13 protein-coding genes are annotated in these 21,106 nt (G+C 66.0%); 12 read left to right on the top strand and 1 reads right to left on the bottom strand.

Going from position 1 to position 21,106, the window contains the following annotated elements; translation table 11 throughout:
- Positions 1 to 8: 8 nt before the first annotated feature.
- The 12 genes from ACERZO_RS39555 to ACERZO_RS39500 all read left to right on the top strand — a co-directional run bounded on the left by ACERZO_RS39555 (position 9) and on the right by ACERZO_RS39500 (position 20,296).
- On the top strand, positions 9 to 1,127 hold the full coding sequence (locus tag ACERZO_RS39555) for a muconate/chloromuconate family cycloisomerase (RefSeq protein WP_372671132.1): 1,119 nt from the start codon (positions 9 to 11) through the stop codon (positions 1,125 to 1,127).
- A 1-nt stretch (position 1,128) separates the two neighbouring features.
- The gene (locus ACERZO_RS39550) at positions 1,129 to 1,404 is read left to right on the top strand and encodes a muconolactone Delta-isomerase (protein WP_372671131.1); all 276 of its coding nucleotides are present in this window, start codon (positions 1,129 to 1,131) and stop codon (positions 1,402 to 1,404) included.
- 484 nt (positions 1,405 to 1,888) lie between these two features.
- Complete coding sequence (locus tag ACERZO_RS39545; RefSeq protein ID WP_372671130.1) at positions 1,889 to 2,683, top strand: LLM class flavin-dependent oxidoreductase; 795 nt, start codon at positions 1,889 to 1,891, stop codon at positions 2,681 to 2,683.
- Between the two features lie 116 nt (positions 2,684 to 2,799).
- The gene (locus tag ACERZO_RS39540; protein ID WP_372671230.1) at positions 2,800 to 3,768 is read left to right on the top strand and encodes an IS481 family transposase; all 969 of its coding nucleotides are present in this window, start codon (positions 2,800 to 2,802) and stop codon (positions 3,766 to 3,768) included.
- Positions 3,769 to 5,571: 1,803 nt separating this feature from the next.
- A complete protein-coding gene (locus ACERZO_RS39535) occupies positions 5,572 to 6,042 on the top strand; it encodes a hypothetical protein (protein WP_372671129.1) in 471 nt (156 codons plus the stop codon).
- Between the two features lie 862 nt (positions 6,043 to 6,904).
- Complete coding sequence (locus ACERZO_RS39530) at positions 6,905 to 7,207, top strand: trypco2 family protein (protein WP_372671128.1); 303 nt, start codon at positions 6,905 to 6,907, stop codon at positions 7,205 to 7,207.
- Positions 7,208 to 7,215: 8 nt separating this feature from the next.
- Positions 7,216 to 11,592: a trypsin-like peptidase domain-containing protein gene (locus ACERZO_RS39525; protein ID WP_372671127.1), complete on the top strand. Its 4,377-nt coding sequence runs from the start codon at positions 7,216 to 7,218 to the stop codon at positions 11,590 to 11,592.
- 730 nt (positions 11,593 to 12,322) lie between these two features.
- Positions 12,323 to 13,912 carry a hypothetical protein gene (locus tag ACERZO_RS39520; RefSeq protein ID WP_372671126.1) on the top strand — a complete coding sequence of 530 codons (1,590 nt, stop codon included), beginning with the start codon at positions 12,323 to 12,325 and terminating at the stop codon, positions 13,910 to 13,912.
- Between the two features lie 287 nt (positions 13,913 to 14,199).
- Positions 14,200 to 16,938, top strand: coding sequence for a DUF4365 domain-containing protein (locus ACERZO_RS39515; RefSeq protein WP_372671125.1), 2,739 nt, complete (start codon positions 14,200 to 14,202; stop codon positions 16,936 to 16,938).
- Between the two features lie 696 nt (positions 16,939 to 17,634).
- A complete protein-coding gene (locus ACERZO_RS39510) occupies positions 17,635 to 18,339 on the top strand; it encodes a hypothetical protein (protein WP_372671124.1) in 705 nt (234 codons plus the stop codon).
- Complete coding sequence (locus ACERZO_RS39505) at positions 18,321 to 19,331, top strand: site-specific integrase (RefSeq protein WP_372671123.1); 1,011 nt, start codon at positions 18,321 to 18,323, stop codon at positions 19,329 to 19,331. Before ACERZO_RS39510 ends, ACERZO_RS39505 begins: the two co-directional genes overlap by 19 nt.
- 191 nt (positions 19,332 to 19,522) lie before the next feature.
- Positions 19,523 to 20,296 (top strand): DUF2637 domain-containing protein, encoded by a 774-nt coding sequence (locus ACERZO_RS39500; protein WP_372671122.1) that lies wholly within the window; start codon positions 19,523 to 19,525, stop codon positions 20,294 to 20,296.
- Between the two features lie 598 nt (positions 20,297 to 20,894).
- Here the strand turns inward: ACERZO_RS39500 and ACERZO_RS39495 are convergent.
- A complete protein-coding gene (locus ACERZO_RS39495) occupies positions 20,895 to 21,101 on the bottom strand; it encodes a hypothetical protein (protein WP_372671121.1) in 207 nt (68 codons plus the stop codon).
- Between the last annotated feature and the right edge of the window lie 5 nt (positions 21,102 to 21,106).

Here is a 21,106-nt window from a genome sequence, read left to right as displayed (position 1 = left end):
GAGGATCGATGACCGACCTGGGGATCGAGCGTGTCGAGACGGTGCTGCTGGACGTGCCGCTGCGCCGACCGCACCGCTTCGCCCGCACTGGCATGACCGCGCAGCCGGTGCTGCTGGTGTTCGTCCACACCCGCGGCGGCGCCGTCGGCGTCGGTGAGGGCGTGGTACCGGGCGGCCCGTGGTGGGGCGGCGAGTCCGTGGAGACCATGCGGCTCGTCGTGGAGCGCTACTTCACGCCGGTCCTGCTCGGCCGCCGGGTGGACGACGTCGCCGGGATCCTGCGTGATCTCGGCGACGTCGTCGCGGCCAACCTGTACGCCAAAGCCGCCGTGGAAGTGGCCCTGCACGACGCCTGGGCTCGCGCACTCGGCGTCCCGGTCCACACGCTGCTGGGTGGGTTCGTGCGGCGGTCGGTGCCGGTGACGTGGGCGCTGGGCACGGAACCGGCGCCGGTCGTCGCCGACGAGGCCCTCGCGAAGCTCGACGCCGGCCACCGCAGCTTCAAGCTGAAGATGGGTGCGCTCGACCCGGCCGAGGACGTCGCGCGGGTGTGCGCGGTCGCCGAGAAGCTCGTCGGGGTGGCCAGCGTGCGGGTGGACCTCAACGCGCGCTGGGACCTGCTGACATCGCTCAAGTACCTGCCGCGGCTGGCCGACGCGGGCGTCGACCTCGTCGAGCAGCCGGTGCCGGGCGCGGAGGTCGAAGCGCTCGCCGAGATCAACCGCGCACTGCCGATCCCGGTGATGGCCGACGAGAGCCTGCGCACCCCCGGTGACGCGCTGCGGCTGGCGAAAGCCCGCGCCGCCGACGTGTTCTCCCTCAAGACGACGAAATCCGGTGGCCTGCGCGCGACGCGGGCGATCGCGGAGGTCGCCGCCGCGGCCGGGATCCCCTGCCACGCCGGCACGTCCATCGAAAGCCCGATCGGGACCGCGGCGACGCTGCACCTGGCGTGCACGACCCCGGCGGTGACGTGGGGCAGCGAGTTGTTCGGCCCGCTCCTGATGAGCGAAGAGCTGTTGACGACGCCGTTGCGCTACGACGGCGGCGAGCTGCACCTGCCGGACGGCCCCGGCTTGGGCGTCGACCTCGACCTGGCGGCCGTGCGCCGCCTGGAAAGGCACTGAGATGCTGTTCCACGTGCGGATGGACGTCTCGATCCCGCCGGGGCTGGACGTCACCGACCGGGTGGCCGCCGAGAAGGCCCGCGCGCTGGAGCTGCAGCGCGCGGGAGTGTGGGTGCACCTGTGGCGGATCGTGGGGCGCTACAGCAACTTCAGCGTCTTCGACGTCGCTTCGAACGACGAGCTGCACGGCATTCTCTCGGGCCTGCCGCTCTACCCGTTCATGACCATCGACGTCACCCCGCTGGCCACGCACCCTTCGGATCTGGCCGCCCAGTAGGCCGAAGACGGCGCTCACACCAAGGGGCGGTCGAGGCAGAGGTTCAGCCCGGCTTCCAGGTGCTCGGTGGAGGACCGTGACACCGCCCTGGATGGTGCCGATCACGGCCGCGGCGGTGCGGTCGGCTTCGTGTTCTGCGCCGGCCAGCAGGAGCTCTTCCCGTCCTCGGCCGCGGTGATCCAGCACTCGCCCGACGCGGCCCCGGACGGCCGCGGTGGCTCGGGCGCCGTCCTACCGGCGGACGGCTCCACTGCCGGACAGTCCCGTGCTGCAGCCGTTCCGCGCCCGGATCGCCACGAGCCGTGCCGGCCCGCCATGTGTCCACGCCGATGTCGTGGAGCGCGGACGATGAATGAAGTCGCGCCGGACGGCGTGTCGGATTCCCTGTTGCCCATTCGTGGAGGATATGGAGCCTGGCGCCAGGCCGGGCAGCAAGGGAAGGGGCTTCGCCATGACGGGTCACACGGCACCCGAGAGCAGACCGTTGCGATTCGGAGTCGTCGCGCCGATCACCACCGACATGTCGGCTTGGCGCGACCAGCTACGTGGTCTGGCCGACAGTGGTTACTCGACGATCTTGATGCCCGATGTGCCGCAGTGGCAGCCGGCACCGGGCCCGGCGCTCGCCGTGGCGGCAACGATCACCGGTCTGCGCGTGGGCACCTGGGTGTACGCGTCTCCGGTCCGGCCTGCGTGGATCACCGCGTGGGAGGCGCACTCGCTGTCCGTGCTCACCGAGGGTCGTTTCGAGATGGGCATCGGCACCGGCCGGCCCGGGATCGCCGACCAGCTCCGCGAGCTGGGTCTGCCGCCCACCCCGGCGAGTCAACGGCCTAGCCAGGTGCGCGAGGTCGTCACGGCCCTGCGCGACCTCGACGGCCCGGACCGGCACACCCCGGTGGTCATGGCCGTGGGCGGCCCGAAGGCGCAGGCGCTCGCCGCTGAAGTCGCCGACACGGTGACGTTCGTGATGCCGCAGACCGAGACGCGGACCGCGACGACGCAACGGGTGGAAGGTTTCGACAACCGTCGCGGTGTGGAGCTGGCGTTGCACGTCCCGGTGGTCGGCGACTCGGTCGCCGCGTTCATGGCCGGACCCGACACCGACCCCGCGGCCGTCCGAGCTGCGGATTCGCTGGCGTTCCTGCCCAGTGATCCCGCTGCCGCAGCGGAGGAGATCCAACGGCGACGCGAGGAGATCGGTTTCTCCTACTTCGTGGTCGGCGCCGACGCCGCGGGTGCTCTCGCACCGGTCGTGGCCGAGCTGGCTGGGCGCTAGCTGTAGTGACCATGGACGTTGTTGACGGTTGAGCGGCGCGTCGAGTTGAACATGACGAAGACCTCCGTGTGTGGTGCTGGTGTCTGACGCCATCACCGAACACAACGGAGGTCTTCGTGTCCCACCGTAACGCCCGGTTGACCCTGCACGGACGCCGGTTGCTGATCGACCGTGTCATCGCTGGACGCCCAGTCGCGCATGTCGCCGCCGAGCTGGGAATCTCCCGCGCGACCGGGCACAAATGGGTCCGCCGCTACCGCGAACACGGCGAAGCCGGCCAGCTCGACCGTTGTTCCAGGCCGCACCACTCACCCCGACGGGTTCCCGAGGAGATCGAGCAGCAGATCATCGACCTGCGCCGGACCCGCCGGCTGGGCCCGGCCCGCATCGCCGGCATCCTCGACCTGCACGCCTCCACCGTGCACCGCGTCCTGACCCGCCACCACCTGCCGAAACTGGCCTGGCTGGACCGCCCCACCGGACAACCCATCCGCCGCTACGAACGCGCTCGCCCCGGCGAACTCCTCCACGTCGATGTGAAGAAACTCGGCCGGCTCCGCGACGGTGGTGGCTGGCGAGTCCACGGCCGCGACAGCACCCAACACGCCGCCGCACGTCACGCACCACGCGTCGGCTACGAGTACGTCCACTGCGCCATCGACGACCACACCCGCATCGCCTACGCCGAAATCCACCCCGACGAAACCGCCACCACCTGCGCCGGATTCCTCCGCCGCGCCGCCACCGCTCTCGCCGAACTGGGCATCGACCGGATCGAACGAGTCATGACCGACAACGCCCTGGCCTACCGCCGCTCCCACGCCTGGCGCGACGCCCTCGCCGACCTCGGTGCCCAAGCCCGCTTCATCCGCCGCTACCGGCCGCAAACCAACGGCAAAGCCGAACGGTTCAACCGCACCCTCGCCGAAGAATGGGCCTACGCCCAACCCTTCACCAGCTCACACCACCGAGCCGAAGCGCTACCCGAGTTCCTGCACCGTTACAACCACCACCGAGCCCACACCTCACTCGGCGGCAAACCACCCATCACCCGCGTCAACAACCTCACAGGGCACTACAGCTAGCCGCTCAGATGGCCACAAAGGCCGACTTCTGCTGGTTCGACGAGCCCCTCGAGCACCTGGACCCGGACGTCCGCCGGCGCGTGGCCAACATCCTCTCGCGTGCGACGAGTGGCGAGGGACAGCTCAGGCAGGTCGTCGTAACCACCTACGAAGAACAACTCGCACGCCACCTGCGAGCGAGGGACGAGGAGCGAATCCACCTAATAGACGTACGCCCGGCAACGTGAGGCGCTCTGCTGCGGCAGGTACTGCAGACCATGATCGTTCGCCGGTTGAACCGTCAGCTCGTATATGAGGTGCGCGGCACCGGTGTGCGTGGGGTCCCGCTATGCACGACGGTGCCGATCACACGCGGTCCGAGGGCCAGGCGTCGAGCTCGTGGCCGGGCGCCGGCTCCAACCGGTCGAAGGTCGGCATTTCGATCCACAGCGTGCCCTCAAGCTCAACAGCGCTCGCACGGCTTGCTCTGGTATCGCGGGCAGCCCGGCATAGACCACCGAAGACCTCAGCGGATGGTGAATGACCACCTGGGCGTGTCGGGCGTGATCACCGAATTGATCAAGAATGTGGTCCTGCTGGTACTGGCCCGAGATACTGCACGCGATAGCGAAACCCATGCGTGTCCGCTTCCCCCATGGGATTGCGGTCGGGGTATACGTCCACGATTATTTCACCTGTGTCGTCGGTCTCGACGTAGGACTGCCACGTTAGGTCGTCCTGTACAACGCCTTCCTCGGCGCTGAATGCCAGCCTGGCAACATCTACCGATTCGTGATGTCGGGATCATCGAAGCTCATCCGCTCAGAGTAGACAGCTGGCCATCTGGACGAAACCCTGACGGCCGGGTCTGAGGGCGCGAGGCCTGAAGATGATCAGCTCTGCGCTACCGGCTGGAGGCACGTACCCCCGCCCGTTGCGGTCCACCGTTCCCATGGCCGCAATCGACGAACGGTTTGCATGACTTCTGACGCAAGCCCTAGTAATGAATGAACCACGTTGTCGAAGATGTTGGATCCTTGACCGGCAACGGACACCTGCCAACGCCCGGCAGTTTCATTTGGAACCCGGTTTCGCTCTCATTGCTCATGTTGATACGCGACGGACTCGTCGACGGAACAACAGATCAGCTGGCCAATGCGGTCATAGACGAGGTGGACACTCTGTCCTCACCGCGATAGTGGCGGGCGCCAACCGCGACCGATCGGACGCTATCGATCTGCTCCAGTTGACTTCACACGAAGTCGCGGCCGCAGTCGCCGCTTATGTGATCGAGCTTGAGGACGAGACCGGCGTCACTGATCACCTGGTGACACAGGTCGCCGCATCTCCGGGTATCTACCAGAGGATAAGTGGCCGTCAGTGGATGTGGCTCCTGGGTGCAGCTGCCAAGCCTGATCGGCTTCATCGTGTTCTTGATCAGGTCACTCAAGATATTTCAGCGAGCTCGCTCCCTGGACGGATGCGATGGATGCTGCGCATCGGTCAAGTGATGGCCGTGTGTGTCATCTTGTGGATGATCCGAGCGGCGCTCAAAGCATCGCAGCTGCCCAATATTCTGACGGAATCGACCATCGCTGCTCTAGCAGTCACCTTTATTGTTTCCTCTGGATTTCTGTTTCGTCGCGCATGTCACGGATCGTTCGCTCCTGTGCAATCACTATTATGGGGTTGCCTTAGTGTTGTTCACGATAGGAGGTGTCGGCGCTGTCATCGCTCTTACGGCTCATGTGGGAGATGCGGCGGGGAAGTGTTCTATTGCTGTGGGCATTCACTTGGTCGCCTGCAATGATAGCGTATGCTGCAGTGGTTCCGCCGGAGGCTGAGGCGCGTCTATTTCGGTTTCCGCAATTGCAGATAATGCGTGTTCCAGTGGCGCGTCCGACCTTGGAAAAGGTGGGGCTGGCGGTACATTGTGCTCGATCAACTCCGGCTCGGACTTTGTTTCTCGTGTTAGCGTTAGGTGGAATCGCCTTCCTTTCCGTTGCTTCGCAACTGTGGCCAGGAAGAAGTATCAATTATTCTCTTGGGGGTGGCATAGTGCTAGTGAGCCTCGTTGATGGTTTCATAGCTGCTCGCCCCGTTCGTTCCAGTATCGACAAGTTGCAGTCAGCTTCGAAACGTGAACCGATCGCTGATGTGCTCGATGTGTTCAGGCTTGACGATGGTGAGAGTGCAATCGAGGAGGCTTTGTGGCGAATATCCCAGCGTGATGAATCGGCGCGTGTGCATGAGCCATTTTTGTTAGAGCTGGACAGTGTTCTTGAGTTCATATAAAGATATCTTACCCAAGGAGATGGATGAGCCGATAAAACGCACGGTATGGAGGTTGATGCCCGGTGGGCAAGGGTCTAACTTGCGCGCACTGCTTCGAGAGTACGACAGTCGCGACGCCGGAAGCTTCACTTTGGTAGCACACTCTTCGAGAACTCGTCGGGAGATCAACCTTCTCCGCGGGTGGGCGCGATTGGGTAGAGAAGTGCCATAATTGGCAAGCTCATGCGGCGAATGGCCGCCGTGTCCAGCAGGTCTCCGGCGTCCGCGTGTGGGTAACCAGTCCGGAATGGGGAGAAATCGAAAGCCCGAAGATACCGGGCGTTTCTCGATCGTTCGCCGCGCGGCGATGACACCGACGAAGTCTGGCGTGTCGACGAGCCGACGGACGCGATCGGTGAATCTCCGCCGTGCCCGAACGAAACTATGGTGGCTGTCACCGTCGAGAAGGGGCATCCATCCTATGTCGAGACATGCAGGCCCCAACAGAGGCATGGCACTAAATTCTTAGCTGCGGCGTGGGTGTGGGTCGATGTGATCTTCTTCTGGGATGCCCCGGGAGAGATGACTCGAGTTCGGCCGGTGATCAGGGAGGGGCGGTGGGGGCTTCGGCGCGCATCTGAGAGCTGCGCAGCGTCGGGACTGATGTCGAAGAGTCAGCAATCTAGCGCGTGGTGTGACAATTGGCTGGTTGCCGCGCACGAGTAGGCACAGGAAGTGTTTGGCTTGTTCGCTGGGACTGGCGATCAGGGCTGTCGCGGTGAGATCGTAGGCATGCGGGAGACCGAGGCATTGAGACCAATCCGTGGGCGTGTGGGTGTACAGGCCATGAGTGCAACCGCATCGATGTTCGCTCGGAGGCGACATGGCAGACGAGGTGAGTCTGGCGACAGTGCTGGAGGGACTGCGCGACGAGCTTGAGGCGGCCTGGGAGCGTGGCCGTGACCGCGCGATCAAGTTCCAGGCTAGTGAGGTGACGGTTACGTTGCAGACTGTCGCACGTCGAGAGGCGGACGGCTCGGGGAAGATCCGTTGGTACGTCGTGGAGGCGGGTGCTGGCCTCAAGAGCAGTGAAGAGCGAACCCAGTCGCTGACTTTGAAATTGACGCCACTCATCGACGGTAAGCCCATGCAGGTGTTCGGGCACCAGACCGCGCCTGGTAAGTGACTAGTGCTATGGCGGACTGGCTCTGGGATGACAGGCTGGTCGAGGTCTGGGCCGCGCCTGGCCAGGCCGGGTCCGGGGTGGCGTTCGGTCGCACAGGAGTGCTCACCTCGCGGCACGTGGTGAGTGCCGGTCAGCCGATCCGGGTTCTGGCGCGTGGCGTGCACCCGTCGCTGGCGGGCGCATGGCCGACCGGCCGGCCGAGCACGACCGTCGGGCCATGGGTGCTGATGCGGGTGGTGGCGGACGACCCCGAGTGGGACCTCGTGGTTCTCGAGGTGGATCCGGCCGATCCGAAGGGGCTGGCCGCCTGGCTCACACCAGCCTCCAATGGGCCGCGGATCGTTGAGCTCGCCAGCGCTGCCGAGCTTAGGTGCGAGACGGTCGGGTTCCCCGATGCGAATGCACCGCCCCTGCCTGGGACCTCGGCCGACGAGACTGTCAGGCAAAGCGAGCATGCTGTTGGGATGTTGCTGCCGATGGGACAGGTCAAGCCACGCGCTGGCGGGGCGTCCCAGGTGATGCCGCTGGACGTCGCAACCGCTACGCCTGAACAAGTCGCCCAATGGGGCGGCATGTCCGGTGCGGGCGTCGTACTGGCGGACGGCCGGCTCGCTGGGATCGTCGTCGAGGTGGAACCCGACCGGCAGGCTCGCAGGCTGCTTGCGGTGCCACTCGCCACCGCGCTGGCGGCGTCCCCGCGGCTGCGCGAAGCTCTGAAGACGGTGACGGGCCATCCCGTCGTCCCCGAGAAACGCGACGCAGATCGGGCCTGGCCGCTACCCTTGGCGCAGCCCATCGAGCTGTTTCAAGCCAACCATCTGGCAGTCGACGGACAGGCCCCGATCCCGTTCGGCGGACGCAACCAGCAGCTCAACGAGCTGACCCGCTGGGCCCGGGACCCAGCCGGGCCTGCCCGCTTCGTCGTATCGGCGCCACCCGGCCGGGGCAAATCCACGCTGCTCACCCGGTGGTGGCAGCAGTACCGCAACGGCCCAACCGTCTTCGTACCAATCAACATCGGCTCCGGCACGGACACCGAAGACGACGTTCTGCGCGCGCTGGTCGCTCGACTCGCTCAGGTGCACCGAGAGGACCCCGCTGAGGCGTCCCGAGGGGTTAGCGTCGGCGAGCTACGTGACGCACTGATGGAATTCCTGGCGCGGCCGGCCCCGCTCGGCAACCCACTCGTGATCATCGTGGATGGCCTCGACGAGGCCGCCGACTGGGATCCGGCGGCCGTGCTGTCCCGACGGCGGTGCAGGCTCGGGGAGGGGGTCCGGCTGCTGGTGGCCGCTCGGCAGACAGCGGATCGGCCGAATGCTGCAGCCTGGTGTCATCGCCTCGTGGGTGACAACCCCGGGGAGGCCGGCGCGATGGACCTGGAGGTGCTCACTGAAGCCGGCGTCGGCGAGGCCCTGGACAGCGTGCGACCGTCGCTCACCCCGGTTCAGACAGGCGCTTTGCGGCCGCTGCTGGTCAACCTTACCGACGGCGATCCCCTCGCTCTTCGGCTCTATCTTGAGGAGCTCGCCACCGCGGTTGATCGTGACGACTGGATAGCGACGCTGGCTGAGGCCGACCGACAGCCTGGGCTAGGGGGATATCTGAAGCGCTGGCTAGAAGACCAAGAGCAGCAGTTGTGGGACGGTCCGCTTGGTTCCCGGCCACCTGACGTCGGAGTCGTATTCAGCGTGCTCGCCTGCGCGTTTGCGCCCTTAAGCCGCGTCCAGCTCCTGGAGTTGGCCGCGCGGTGCAATGTGAAAGGTGGCGACGCTCTCAACGCCGCGCTGTCTAAATTGCGCAGGTTGGTCCTGTGGGACCCGGTGGCGGATACCTACGTGATGTCTCACCCGCTGATCGCCCAGTGGCGTCGTGAGGTTCTTGCACGAGACAACGAGTTGGTCGAATACGACCTACTCTTTGCGAACCATTACGGGTCCGCGCTGGAGCAGTGGACGGAACGGGAGTGGCATGCGCTCGACCCTTATGCCCTGCGGCACCTGACAGCGCATCTCCTCCGCTCCGGCCAGCCGGAGCTGTTGCACGCCTTGCTGCGCAGGCAGTGGTCTGTCGGCAGTCAAATAAGTAACGGCTGGTATCACGCGAAGACCTTGAATGGGCAGTTGGACGACTACCTGGTGGACGTCCGCGAGGCGATGGGGCAGGCGGCGGATCTCGGCCATAAGGCTCGATATGCCCTTTATCTCGCGTCGATCCCGGCTGGAATCGCACGCATTCCTAGCCGACTGCTGGAGCTGTGCGTCCAATACGGAAAGCTACCCTTGTCTCAGGCGATCGATGCAGCGCACGCCTGGCGGCATCCCTACAACCGCGCACGAGCGATTGCTGGACTGCTGCCGCTGTTCACGGACCCGACACGCGCGGAAGAAGCCGTCAGGGTCGAACTGCAAGCCGCGAACGACCGCAACGACCACGAACGTGGCCTGATCCTGAGTGCGCTGGCCGCAACAACCGCGACATCGACGGCCTTAGCTGGTGAGATCATCGAGGCCGCCGAGACACTCGGCGACGACCGGCATGTGATGACCATCCTCACTCGCGTCGCCGCGCGTTTGGCAGACGAGGACCTCCCGGTAGCCGCGCAGCTCGCGGACTCTATTGACGACCCACTCGGGTACGTGCGGGCGCTGGCTGCAATAGGGACGCAGGCACGCGAACCGCTACGCGAAGAGCTGACTGTGAAGATACGGGCCGAGATCGACAACATGGAGGAGCATTGGGAGAAAGGCCTCGCGTTGTGTGCACTCGCCAGTGCGCAGCCAGATCCGGCACCGACAATCCGAGAGGTGGCCACTCTCGCAAAAGCGCTCGACGAAGACGGTCTCCCCGATGTGTTGACGGCATTGACCCAGCTCGAACCGGACGAGGACCTGTTGGACGGCCTGCTCGACCTCGCCGAACGGATCTACCGGGATGAAGACCGCGACACCACCGACCGGTGGTACCTGCAAGCGCTAGTCGTCGTCGCCCCGCACCTGTCTCCCGCACGGCGTGCAGCACGCGTCGGCAGGTTCGTCGACCAACTGCTCAGCTACACCAGCCTTTTCGCGAAGGCGTTCGCCGACATGAACCTGCCGCTCCTCGCCACGTCGCTGTCACCTGAGCGTCGGCGCGCGATTCTGTCGGGCCGGATCGGAGCAACAGTGCACGCCGCCGCAGGCACCGGCATGCTGGACTCGCTCTGGCAGCGCGAGGCTGCCCTCGCCGCGCTTGCCGACCTACCTCCAGACCAGTTGGAAGCCGCTGTACGGGCCAAGGACGACGTTGCAGATCATGAGCTCCGCGCGCGGGTCTTGGCAGTCCTGCTTCCGCAGCTGGACAATGCACGCCGCGACTCAGTTTTCGTCGCCGAACTAGCTCGCGTGCAGTCGATCCACGACGAGCCATACCAGGCTCACGCTCTGGCAGCTCTAGTGCCGCGGCTGCCCAAGCCGGAGCGAGCTCCCTTCGCTGCAGAGGCCGTCGAGAAAGCTGGTCCGCTACTGCGCGACGAGAGGCACGCCGCGCTCATCGGGTCGCTGGCGCCGCACCTGCTCGGCGACGCCCTTGATGCGGTGGGCCGTATAGAGGACAGTTTTCAGCAGTCACACCTGCTTGCCGCCCTCGTTTCGTACCTGCCGGAGGCTCAGCTGTCAGCAGCAGAGACGATGGCGGAAGCTAGCGGAAGCAATCTCTACCTCGTCACGGCGGCGTTCGCCGCGCGCCGCCACGCCGGCGCAGACAACGCACTGGACGAAGCTGTCCCGATGGCACGTGAAATGCCCGGCGACTTCCTCTTCGTTCTTGAACGACTGGCAGCAGACCTAACCGACTCGGGCCGGCGGATCGCATTGCAAGTCGTCGAAGACCTTGTTCGGTTGCAACGGCGTGAGGCCGTCCAAGCTCTTGTACTGCTAGCGCCCCATTTACACGGCACTGAGCCGGAGGTCGCCCTCGCCATAGCCGGGCAACTCGCTGGCCCCGCGTACGTGACAGCTCTGGCTGCGCTAACTGACGCCGCTACGGCGCGGAGCGCAGCATTGCGCCTGACCGGCGACGACCGCGAAGAGGCGATGGCCGCTCTCGCCCGCTTCCCGGAAGACCGGCCGGCCGCCCTGGACGCCGCCCTCGCCATCCGTGACGACCTACGGCGCTCTCAGACACTTGCCCAAATAGCGCCGTACCTCGACGGCCACAGCCGCGACAACGCCCTCGCCGCCATGCTCCAGTGTTACGCCGCGCCGACGGCGGGCGCCGGCCTACGGCCCGAAATGCTACGAGCAACGCTACTTGACCGTCTCGCCGACACGGCCGGCCTCCTCCGCGAGCAGGCGGCATCCGAAGTGGCTCATGCCGTTCTGGACGCCGCCCAGTGGTGGCCGTGACCACGATCCGCTGGATGAAGCTGGCGGACAACAGACGCCAGCGACGGGGCCATCGACGCACATCCCGACGGCCATCAGACGAGAGACAACCACGCGAACCGATTGACGTCGACTGGGACTGAATCAGGGCATGAGCGAATGCCAACATTTCCAGCTAGATCGACTGACGTCGACCCAGGGTTAGCACCTCCAGTTAACCGGAGGCGAGGTGCTCTCTGTGGGTTGCGGCGGATGGAGATGGTCCTGCTACGCGACGGTACGAGTAGCCCCTGGTCGGGGCGGGAAGGGTAGGCCCGGGAGTTGTGTCGGGTCTGGTTACGCCGAGTGGAATGCCTCAGCGGCTGGTGAAGTACCAGAGGGTCGAAGCGGTCGATCTCATCTGTACCAGTGCGTCGCTTCGAGACGGCGTTGACCATTTGGGTCTCGGCGGCTGCGACGGACGAGTCTGTGAAGACTTCGGAATGGTTCCGGGGAGTGGAGGACCTCGGCGAGTTCGGTCCAGGTGGTTCACGGTGTGGATCGGTCGAAGGCCGCGGGGCCAGGCGAGGGTCCAGGGCGATGCTTGTGCTGTGATGTGGTCGAGGTGCTGGTCGATCGCGTCGGTGTTGGAGGTGCGCGTGGCCGGCCACGCGCACGGCGGGTGTCGACGAGGGTGAGCCGCATTTGAGCCCGTGACTGTCGCGTGGTTGCCAGATGTCACATTCCGTAGCGTGCAATCGACTACGATTACGTGGACGAGACGGACCCCTCACGCGCCTTGACTGACCTGAGCGAGCTCGAGCAAGAAGTGGTCGCCGCCGCCCGCCGCGGGGGCGTGGCAAAACCCGCCACCGCGAGGACGGTGGAGGAACTGGCGCTCACCGACGATCCGGAACTGCTGATACGAGCAGATCTGCTCCGCGAACTGCTCCGCGGCATGCGCGGCGACCTCGACCCCCGCGGATTCCAGGTAGTAGGGGCGCGAGTCATTGGGCAGCTCGACCTCGATCACGTCTCCGCCGTCACCGGCCTGGACTTGTACCGATGTGCGCTTCCGGACGGCATCGTTTGCCGAGACGCGCGTCTTCGCTACCTGCATCTAAACGGTAGCCTGCTCTCCTCCCTGGACGCAGACGGTCTCCGTGCCGACAGCGACCTGCTCATGCGGGACACCGCGATCACTGGCGCTGGAGAACGCGGTGCGCTCCGCCTGCTCGGCGCTCAGATAGGTGGCACACTTGAACTTGATCGCGCCACTATCACCGGCACCGAGGGGCCCGCAGTGGATGCCGAGCGCCTCCGCGTGGGCAGCAGCTTCTTCATGCGGGACGCCACGATCGCTGGCGCCGGGGAACGCGGCGCACTCCGCCTGCTCGATGCCCGGATCGGTGGCTCTTGCCAACTCGAACGAGCCAACATCACCAGCGCCAGGGGGCCTGCCCTGACGGGCGAGCTCCTCCGGATCGACGGCAACCTGTTCATGCAAGGAGCTGCCACCACCGGCTCCGGAGAGCTCGGAGCGATCCGGTTGTCCGGCGCTCGAATTAGTGGCCAAGCTGCCTTGCTGATGTCCAAGCTGGAAAACACTTCAGGGCCGCTCCTGATACTGCATGAGGCGCAGATCACCGGGGCACTGTTCCCCCCTGCGCTGGTGTGCCCGGCCGGCAGACAGGGGATGAGCCGCCGTGGCTGCCCCGACAGCGACCGCATCATCACTGCCCACGGATTGACCTATCCTGTCTTACGCGAGATCTCATGGCGTCAGTGGCTGCACCTGTTGGTTCACCACACTCCCAGCTACTGGCCCCAGCCCTTTCAACAACTCGCCACGACCGAGCGGGCTGTCGGCCACGAAAACAACGCCCGTGAAGTGCTAATCACGCAACAACACGATCTCCGCCGCCGCGCTCCGCACGATGTGGGCAACCGTCTCGCACGCGGACGCCATGCACTCTGGGGCTGGCTTGGCCGCTACGGCTACCGCGCAGACCGCCTCATGCTCGCCCTCGGGGTAGTTTTCACCCTCGCCGCAGGAGTCGGTTTAGTCGCCGGGCACGTTACGAGCAATCCCGGCCACCATGCCGCCGAACGCGTCCCACCCGCCACCGCGTCAGCCAGCTCTCCCGCTGCGACCTGCTCTCCGGTCGAACTCATCGGTCTCGGCATTGACCGCGGTCTCCCGCTCGGCACTACTGGCCTGCGCGCTCGCTGCGACCTCGACACCGTCACCGCCTGGGGTCAAACCTTCACCGTTATCCTCTGGGCACTCCAGGCCCTACTCTGGGGCCTCGCCACCCTTGCCATCGCCGCCTACACGGGCCTAGTCCGCAAACCGACCTGACCACTACCGCCGCCACGTCTGCAAAGCCCGGACGACGGTCGCCCAGGGGCTCACGAAGCTGCAGAACGAAGCCGCGCACAGCTACCGCCACCTGTTCATCGGCCTGTTGATGCTGGTGGTGACGACGGGCGCAGCCTGGTTCGACCAATGGCTGGTCCTGCGGGTGGTGAACCGCAACGAGGACGGCTGAAGGCGCTCCGAGCGGCGAGTGGCCACGGCGCCGGCCCATGGGAGAAGATGGGCAAATGGTCCATCGCCCTGCCTCCGCGAGGACCGCGAGCGCCGGGGTGACCCAGACCAGGCACGCGGTCGAGTCCGGCCTGCAGTGGGTGTTCCGTGAGCAGCCGCTCGAGGACTACGGAATCGACGCCCACGTCGAACTGGTCGACGGCGATGAGATGCTCGGCAGGCTGATCGCGCTGCAGATCAAAAGCGGCCGGAGTTACTTCGGTTCCCCGGCCGACGGCGGCTGGTGGTTCCGCGATAAGGCCGCGCACTTCAAGTACTGGCTCCGCTTCTCGGTTCCCGTGATCGTGGTGCTCGTCGACCTGGACACCAAACGGTGCCACTGGCAGCTGGTCACCGATGCGACGGTCGAGAAGTCCGCCTCGAAACAGTGGAAGCTGTTCGTGCCGGAAGCACACGTTCTTGACAGCTCCGCCGTCCGGCCGTTAAGGGAGGCCGCCGAGAGCGACGCCGGACAACGCCGCCAGCCGCCCGGCGGGCCGATCGATTCGTTCTCCGCGTCGGATCTCGAAGTGCACAGAGCGGCACAAGGCGGCGGCGCCCTGCCCGCGTACGTGGTCCGCGCTCATGACCGCGCTCTGGACGAGCTGGTCGCCGGCGCGGCAAGCCCGGCGGCGCGGTCGGGCTGCGCGATCCTCGTCGGGGATTCCTGCACGGGCAAGACCAGAGCTCTGTACGAGGCGTTGCACCGGCGGGGGAGCGGCCCGGGCGCACCCAGCTTGGCCGAAGCGGGCTGGCGCGTTTGGCCCGAGACGAATCCTCTGCCGCCTAGGCGATTTCTCGACGAGCTCAAACTGGTCGAGCCGCAGACAGTGATTTGGCTCAACGAGGCGCAGCGCTACCTGGCCGACCCCGCGGAGGACGTCCGAGCCTGGATCGCGAACGAGCTGCTGGCACTGCTCGCCGACGAGTCGCGCGGACCTGTCCTGGTACTCGGCACATTATGGCCCGAACATGCGCACGAACTCACCCACGAGCCCGAGGAGAAGGCCGAGGTAGATCGCTTTCGCGCGGCCCGGCGGCTCCTCGATGGCAACCAGGTTCGCGTGCCGGACCGGTTCACGAACGCCGAAGTCGCCGTGGCGCGACAGTCGGGTGACCCGTTGCTCGTGGCCGCGGCGAGCCGGCCGGCGGGAACCTCGGTGACGCAGGAACTGGCCGGGACGACAGATCTCTTGCACCGGTATGAGACGGCCGGCGCGGTGGCGCAGGCCGCTGTGCACGCCCTGATGGATGCACGCAGGCTCGGGCACGGCGAATGGTTCTCGACGTCATTCTTGTACGCCGCGACGCGCTGCTATCTGGACGGCGACGCCCGGCGCAGTGCCGACGAGACCCCGTCCTGGTTCGATGCGGCGATCGCCGACCTGCTGGAGCCGGGGACCGCAAGCGGTCCGGCGCTCCACCGTGATCTTCCCGGATATCGGCTCGACGACTACCTGGACGCGCGCGGCCGGGTGCACCGCCGGTTCGAGTTTCCGCCCGCGGAGTTCTGGACGGCGGTTGCCGAGAGCGAGGTGACGTCGGATAGCCGGCTGCGGATGGCAGCCGGTGCCGCGGCACGGCTCCGGTGGCGGATCGCCGCGTCTCTGTACAAACGCATCGGTACGATCGATGCCGGTAGACAGCTGAGTGCGCTCGCATCGCATTGCCTGTTCGAGGAAGCCCCAGACGCCGCCGAGCGCGTCGCGCGACTGGCCGCCGCGGCTGGCGTGCCGGAGGCTTTGACCTTGGTGGCTCTGTCCGGCCGCGGTCGCGGTGACAGGGTGTCCTTGCTGCGCCAAGCCGGGGACATAGGTGATCTCAAGGCCCTCGACTACCTCGCGTCCGAGCTGGAAAGCACTGGGGACAAGGAAGGTGCCGAAGCCGTCGCACGACGGGCCGTCGAACTCGGGTCATGGGCAGCGACCGTGTCTATCGCCGAATGGCGGGACGTCGACTTCCCCTATGAAGCTGAGAAGCTGGTCAAAGGCCTGCCCAAAGAACTGCGATGGGCGGCGCTGGCGGAATTCGCGACGAGGCGGGACGGGCTCGAGGACGCCGAAGGCGCGGAGCGGCTCGCCGTGGAAGCAGCCGTCGAGGGCCACCCCGACGTGCTGTGGACGCTCGCGGACGAACGGCAGGACAGAGGCGCCAAGACCGCGGCTCGCAGGTTGCTGGCACGAGCCCCCGATCCTGACGAATCTGAGGACGCGTTGCGCGTGGCCTTGATCGGTGCTCGCGCCGGCGACTACGAGCGAGCGAGGAGGCTGCTGGCGAGGGTATCCGGCGCGCGGGATGTCGAAGACCAGGCCGCGGCCATCGTCGAGGCGTCGCCGCACCTCAGCCGAGTACTCCGTGAGGTGCTGGAATCACTCGGCGAGCACGAAGTCGCCCGGCAGCTGCGCGACAGGCTCGAAAACAGCCGGTCGCGTGAGCTCTCGACAGGCGCGGACACCTGGTTGACGGCGGACCCCGCGCAGACGGAAGACGAAGTCGCCCATGCGTACGTGACCCTAGCCGGCTTCCATGCCCGGAGGGGTGATTTCGCCCAAGCCGAGTCCCTGGCCATGGCGGCCTCCGTCCTGGGAGTAACGGCGGGGCTGGTGGCGGTCAGTGAGCAATTGCTGGACCGCGGCGACCAGCGAAGCGCCGAGCGGCTCGCGCTGTGCGCCATCAACTCGGTGGACATGGAGTGGTCTGATGCGTCACCGGGAAAAGCACTGACCGCGGCGCGCGGAGACGATGCTGAGCTGAAGTGGGGTCTCGATGCGGACGGCAGCGCGGCCCAGCCGTGGTAGACCGCAGTGTCGCGTCAGCGTGATCCGCACAACCGCCTTAGCAACAGCCCGTGCAGGTCTTCCCGCGGCGCCGTCGAGGGCGACACGAACTCCGATCACCTGACCGCGCCTGCACTGGCTGTTGAACTATGGGGGCGATTTAAGGGCGAAATTGCAGGTCGAACGAGGTCGACTGACAGCGACTGAGGGCATGAGCGATTGCAAACATCCCAGCTAGATCGACTGACGTCGACCCGAAACCACTCGAACCAATAATCCGGAGGGTTCTTGCTTCGAGTCCGAGCGGGGGAACCGAGGCCCAGGTCAATGACCTGGGCCTCGGTAGCTCAGGTGGCCGTTGTTGTCCACAGGCTCGTGGCCGTGTTCGAGCACATCGTCGTAGGCCTGGTCGGCCAACACACCAGCGGCCGTCCACCGCGGCTGCTGTGCATGGCGGCATCTGAAAGTCGCTGCATTGGTTCAGGACTTGGCACCGTAGCTGTAGGGGAAAAAGCTGACCGAACTGCGACCAAGTCGACAGCGGATAGCCGTCCTTGTCGACGCTCTCGGTCGCTCCGTCGAACTCGATTCCAGGGCGATTGAACGCTACCGCGCCAGCGTCGACCAACCATTGCACCGCGGCCAAGGAGTTACCGCGGATGTCGTCCTGTTCGTCAAGTCGGCTCTGCGAAACGCTGACGTTGCTGCCGGAGGAGCATGAACTCGGCTGATTCGATGTTGGCGATGGGTGGCCTGTTCGAGTGCGTTCTCGTCGGCGATCTCGATGATGGCTTCGACTGTCACCTTGACCCGGCGGCGACGTCCTTGGTCGCGGGTCATCTGTTCAGGCCAGCCGGTGAGCTTCTTGTGGTGCTGTCACTAGCAGCGGTGCACGCTGTCGGCGAGTCCAAGGAGGCCGTGATGGCGAGACGAGCTGCGGTGTATAAGAGATGCGGTTGTCGAAGTCTGGGGCCGTGTAACCGTATGGGGACACGTTGTCCTCGGCTTGGTGAGCGTGGCCATGGGACGTGGTACTTCTCGTTGGAGTTGCCGTGCGGTCCGAATGGTCGTCGGCATCGGGTGCGGCGTGGCGGGTTCCGGAGCCGTGGGGCGGCGGAGCAGGCGCGGGCGTATTTACTCGGTGCGGATGTGGATCCCGGCCGGAGCGCGGTGACGGTCGGGCAGTGGTTGGACATCTGGCTGGAGATGTGCCAGTCGCTGAGTTTCAACACCCGCCGCCTATACACCCAGCACATCAACACCTACCTAAAGCCGTACCTCGGCAGCGTGCCGCTGCGGTCGTTGACCACGGCTCGAGTGCAAGCGATGTTCGTCGCACTTGCCGGGCGAACGCCGATCGGGAGCGGCCGCTGGCGGCGGCGACGTTCGTCCGGATCCGCGGTGTGCTGCATGCGGTGCTGAACGGTGCGATCCGCGTGGGATTGATCGAGCGCAACCCAGCGCACCTGGTGGAGTTGCCGCCGGGGCGACGGCCGCGAGCGGTGGTGTGGACGGACGCCCGGGTAGTGCACTGGCGGGCAACCGGTGAACGGCCACCGGTGGCGGTGTGGACGGCACGCCAGACGGCCGAGTTCCTCGCCTATGCGAAGGGGCACCCGTTGTATGCGCTGTTCCTGTCGATCGCCCTGCTCGGGCTGCGCCGGGGTGAGGCGGCCGGGCTGCGGTGGTGTGATCTCGACCTGGATGCCGGGACTCTGCAGGTGTCGCATCAGGTGCAAGACCGTGGTGGCCGGACCGTGGTCTGCCCGCCGAAGGCCGAAGCAAGTGTCCGTACCGTGGCGCTCGACCACCTGCTGGTGGGCGCCCTGCGGAAACTCCGCGAGGATGTCGGGGAGCCGACGGGGTTCCTGTTCCGCAAGCCGGACGGACGGCCACTGAGTCCCGGCTACCTCACCCACACGTTCACCCGGCTCATCGCAGAGGCTGGGCTACCGCCGATTCGGCTACACGATCTACGGCACGGCGCGGCGAGCCTGTCGCTGGCGGCAGGCAACGACCTCAAGATCGTGCAGGCGCTGCTCGGGCACACCAGCATCGTGATCACCGCCGACACCTATACGAGCGTCCTGCGCTGCCTTGCTCACCAGGCAGCCGAAGCCACGGCGGCCCTGATCCTGGCCGCCGCCCGTGACCAAGCCAACGACCTGCGGCCGCAGCGCAAGCAGCGTCGAAAGCAGCGAAAGCGGAGGTCAGGCAAAGATCGATCGCGAAAGTGCGGCCCGCATTCGGGCTCACGCCGGTTCCACCACATGATCAAAGCCCACCGGCAAGATCCTCGCGACGGAGGAACCCGCAGGTGGGCTTCGATTCAGTGGGGTGCGCCATCAGGGACTCGAACCCCGAACCCGCTGGTTAAGAGTGCCCACCTTGATGTTCCGGATGATGTCGAGTGATGCTGGACAAGGTCGTCTTTCTCGGTCATAGGGTCGCGGTAGTGCCGCCCTGTGCCGTCGTCTGTCGTCGTGACCGTGCGCTCTCGGGCTCGCAAATGTCGGTCCGTGTCGCATGATCCGAGCTCCTCGCCGAAGCCACTTGATCGGTACGCGGGTGTGGCCGTCGAGACCGCAAGCAATGCGGTGCGATCGTGACGCGGCTCAGGGAACGGCTTGCTCAAGACCTTGCCCTGTCCATTCAGTGCGCCTGTACCGGGCTGATCGCCCTGGGCGCGGCGTACGCCTCGTATCGCCACGGACGGGAGTTCGCGCTCCGCTTCGGTGCGGACACGGTGACGGCATCGATCTGGCCGCTGCTGGTTGACGGTCTGTTGACGATCGCGACGGTCGAACTTTGGAAGACCCACCGCGCTGGTTGTCGGTCGGGCCGGTGCGTGGCGTGGCTGGCGTTCGTGTTCGGAATCTGCCTGTCGCTGGTGGCGAACATCGGTTCGGCGCCGGCCTTGAGCGTGTTGCAGGTGACGGTGGCGGCGTGTCCGCCACTGGTGTTGCTACTGGCGGTCGAGTTGTTGAACGGCGCGTTGAAGCAGCGGTCTCGCGAGACTGGCACCGAGACCGCCGGCGCTGGTAGCGAGACGTTTGGTCAAGCTCGCGAGAGGGAGACGGATTGCGAGACCTCGATGCCGGTTCAGTCAGTCGTGGCTTCGACGTTGAGCATGGAGAACTGCGGTCGAACGGCTGAGCAGCGGATGTGGGAGTACTACGTGGGCGAGCGGGCCTGCGTCCGCACGCCGACTGGCGCCGAGCTTGACCGAGCGGCTGGAACGCACAACTACGGTCGGCGGATTCTCCGGAAGTGGAGGACCGAACAAGACCGGCAGGTAAACGGTACTGGACGTGCTGCGGCCGCCGACCCAGCAATGAGGCCCACGGGGGCGGTCGTGAACTCGGCTCCGCTGTCGTGATGCGGCTCAGAGATTGGCTTGTTGGAGACCTGTCTGCGTCCTGAGGAGACCGGCAATCAACAACGGAAACACTTTCCTCGCGGCGCAGGTCAGCGTGATCTAGAGCACCCGATCTTCGAAGTGGTCTTGCCTTAGGCCGGCCGACAACTTGGCCGCCTCGCCGTGGGTGAGCCGCATGCCGACGGCCCGGCCTCGCGCCCCTTGGCCTGGTGCTCGGTCATTCCGGCAACGAGGTGAGACATAGTTCATGCGGCGGGGACAATCCGGCAACGGGCCGTGCTGTATCGCCTCTCCGTCCCCATGGAGGCGGCCGAGCCGACGAGGGCCGCCCAACTCTCTGAGGATGGAGCTGAGCGTCTCGAACGCCGCGGCTGAGGCCCGCGGAGTCGCCAGCCCACGCAAAGTACAGGCTGGCCTGATGGCGGTCGCCGGTGCCGCCGTCTCGGATCGTGAGGGGGCCGAGTTGCTCGAACTTCCCGGACCCGGCGGCGCGCGGCTGACGAGGTCGCGGATCCGGCCGGACCACCGGGGCCTTGAACGGTGAGCGGCTCCGACGACGGATATCTCTCCTTCCGGGGTTGCGCCCCGATCGGGCAAATCACCTGTTGTCGCTGGTCAAGAGCATCGCTTGGGCGAGCCTGAGGTTCCCGAGCGCATTGAGTGCGGTTGCGGCCGTTCGCAAGTGCTCGAACCTGTCCTGCTCTTCGTTGGCTTGTTCAAACCTGAAGTTCGCGCGGTCGAAAGTGCGGGCCGCGTAATCCGCCTCGGCGTCGAGCCGTCCTACGCGATTCTCCAGATCACCCATGAGCC

Origin of the sequence: Amycolatopsis kentuckyensis (assembly GCF_041679295.1) — a bacterium.
GTDB lineage: Bacteria > Actinomycetota > Actinomycetes > Mycobacteriales > Pseudonocardiaceae > Amycolatopsis > Amycolatopsis kentuckyensis_A.
Note: the sequence above shows the minus strand (reverse complement) of the source record. Positions and strands in the feature narration are given on the sequence as shown.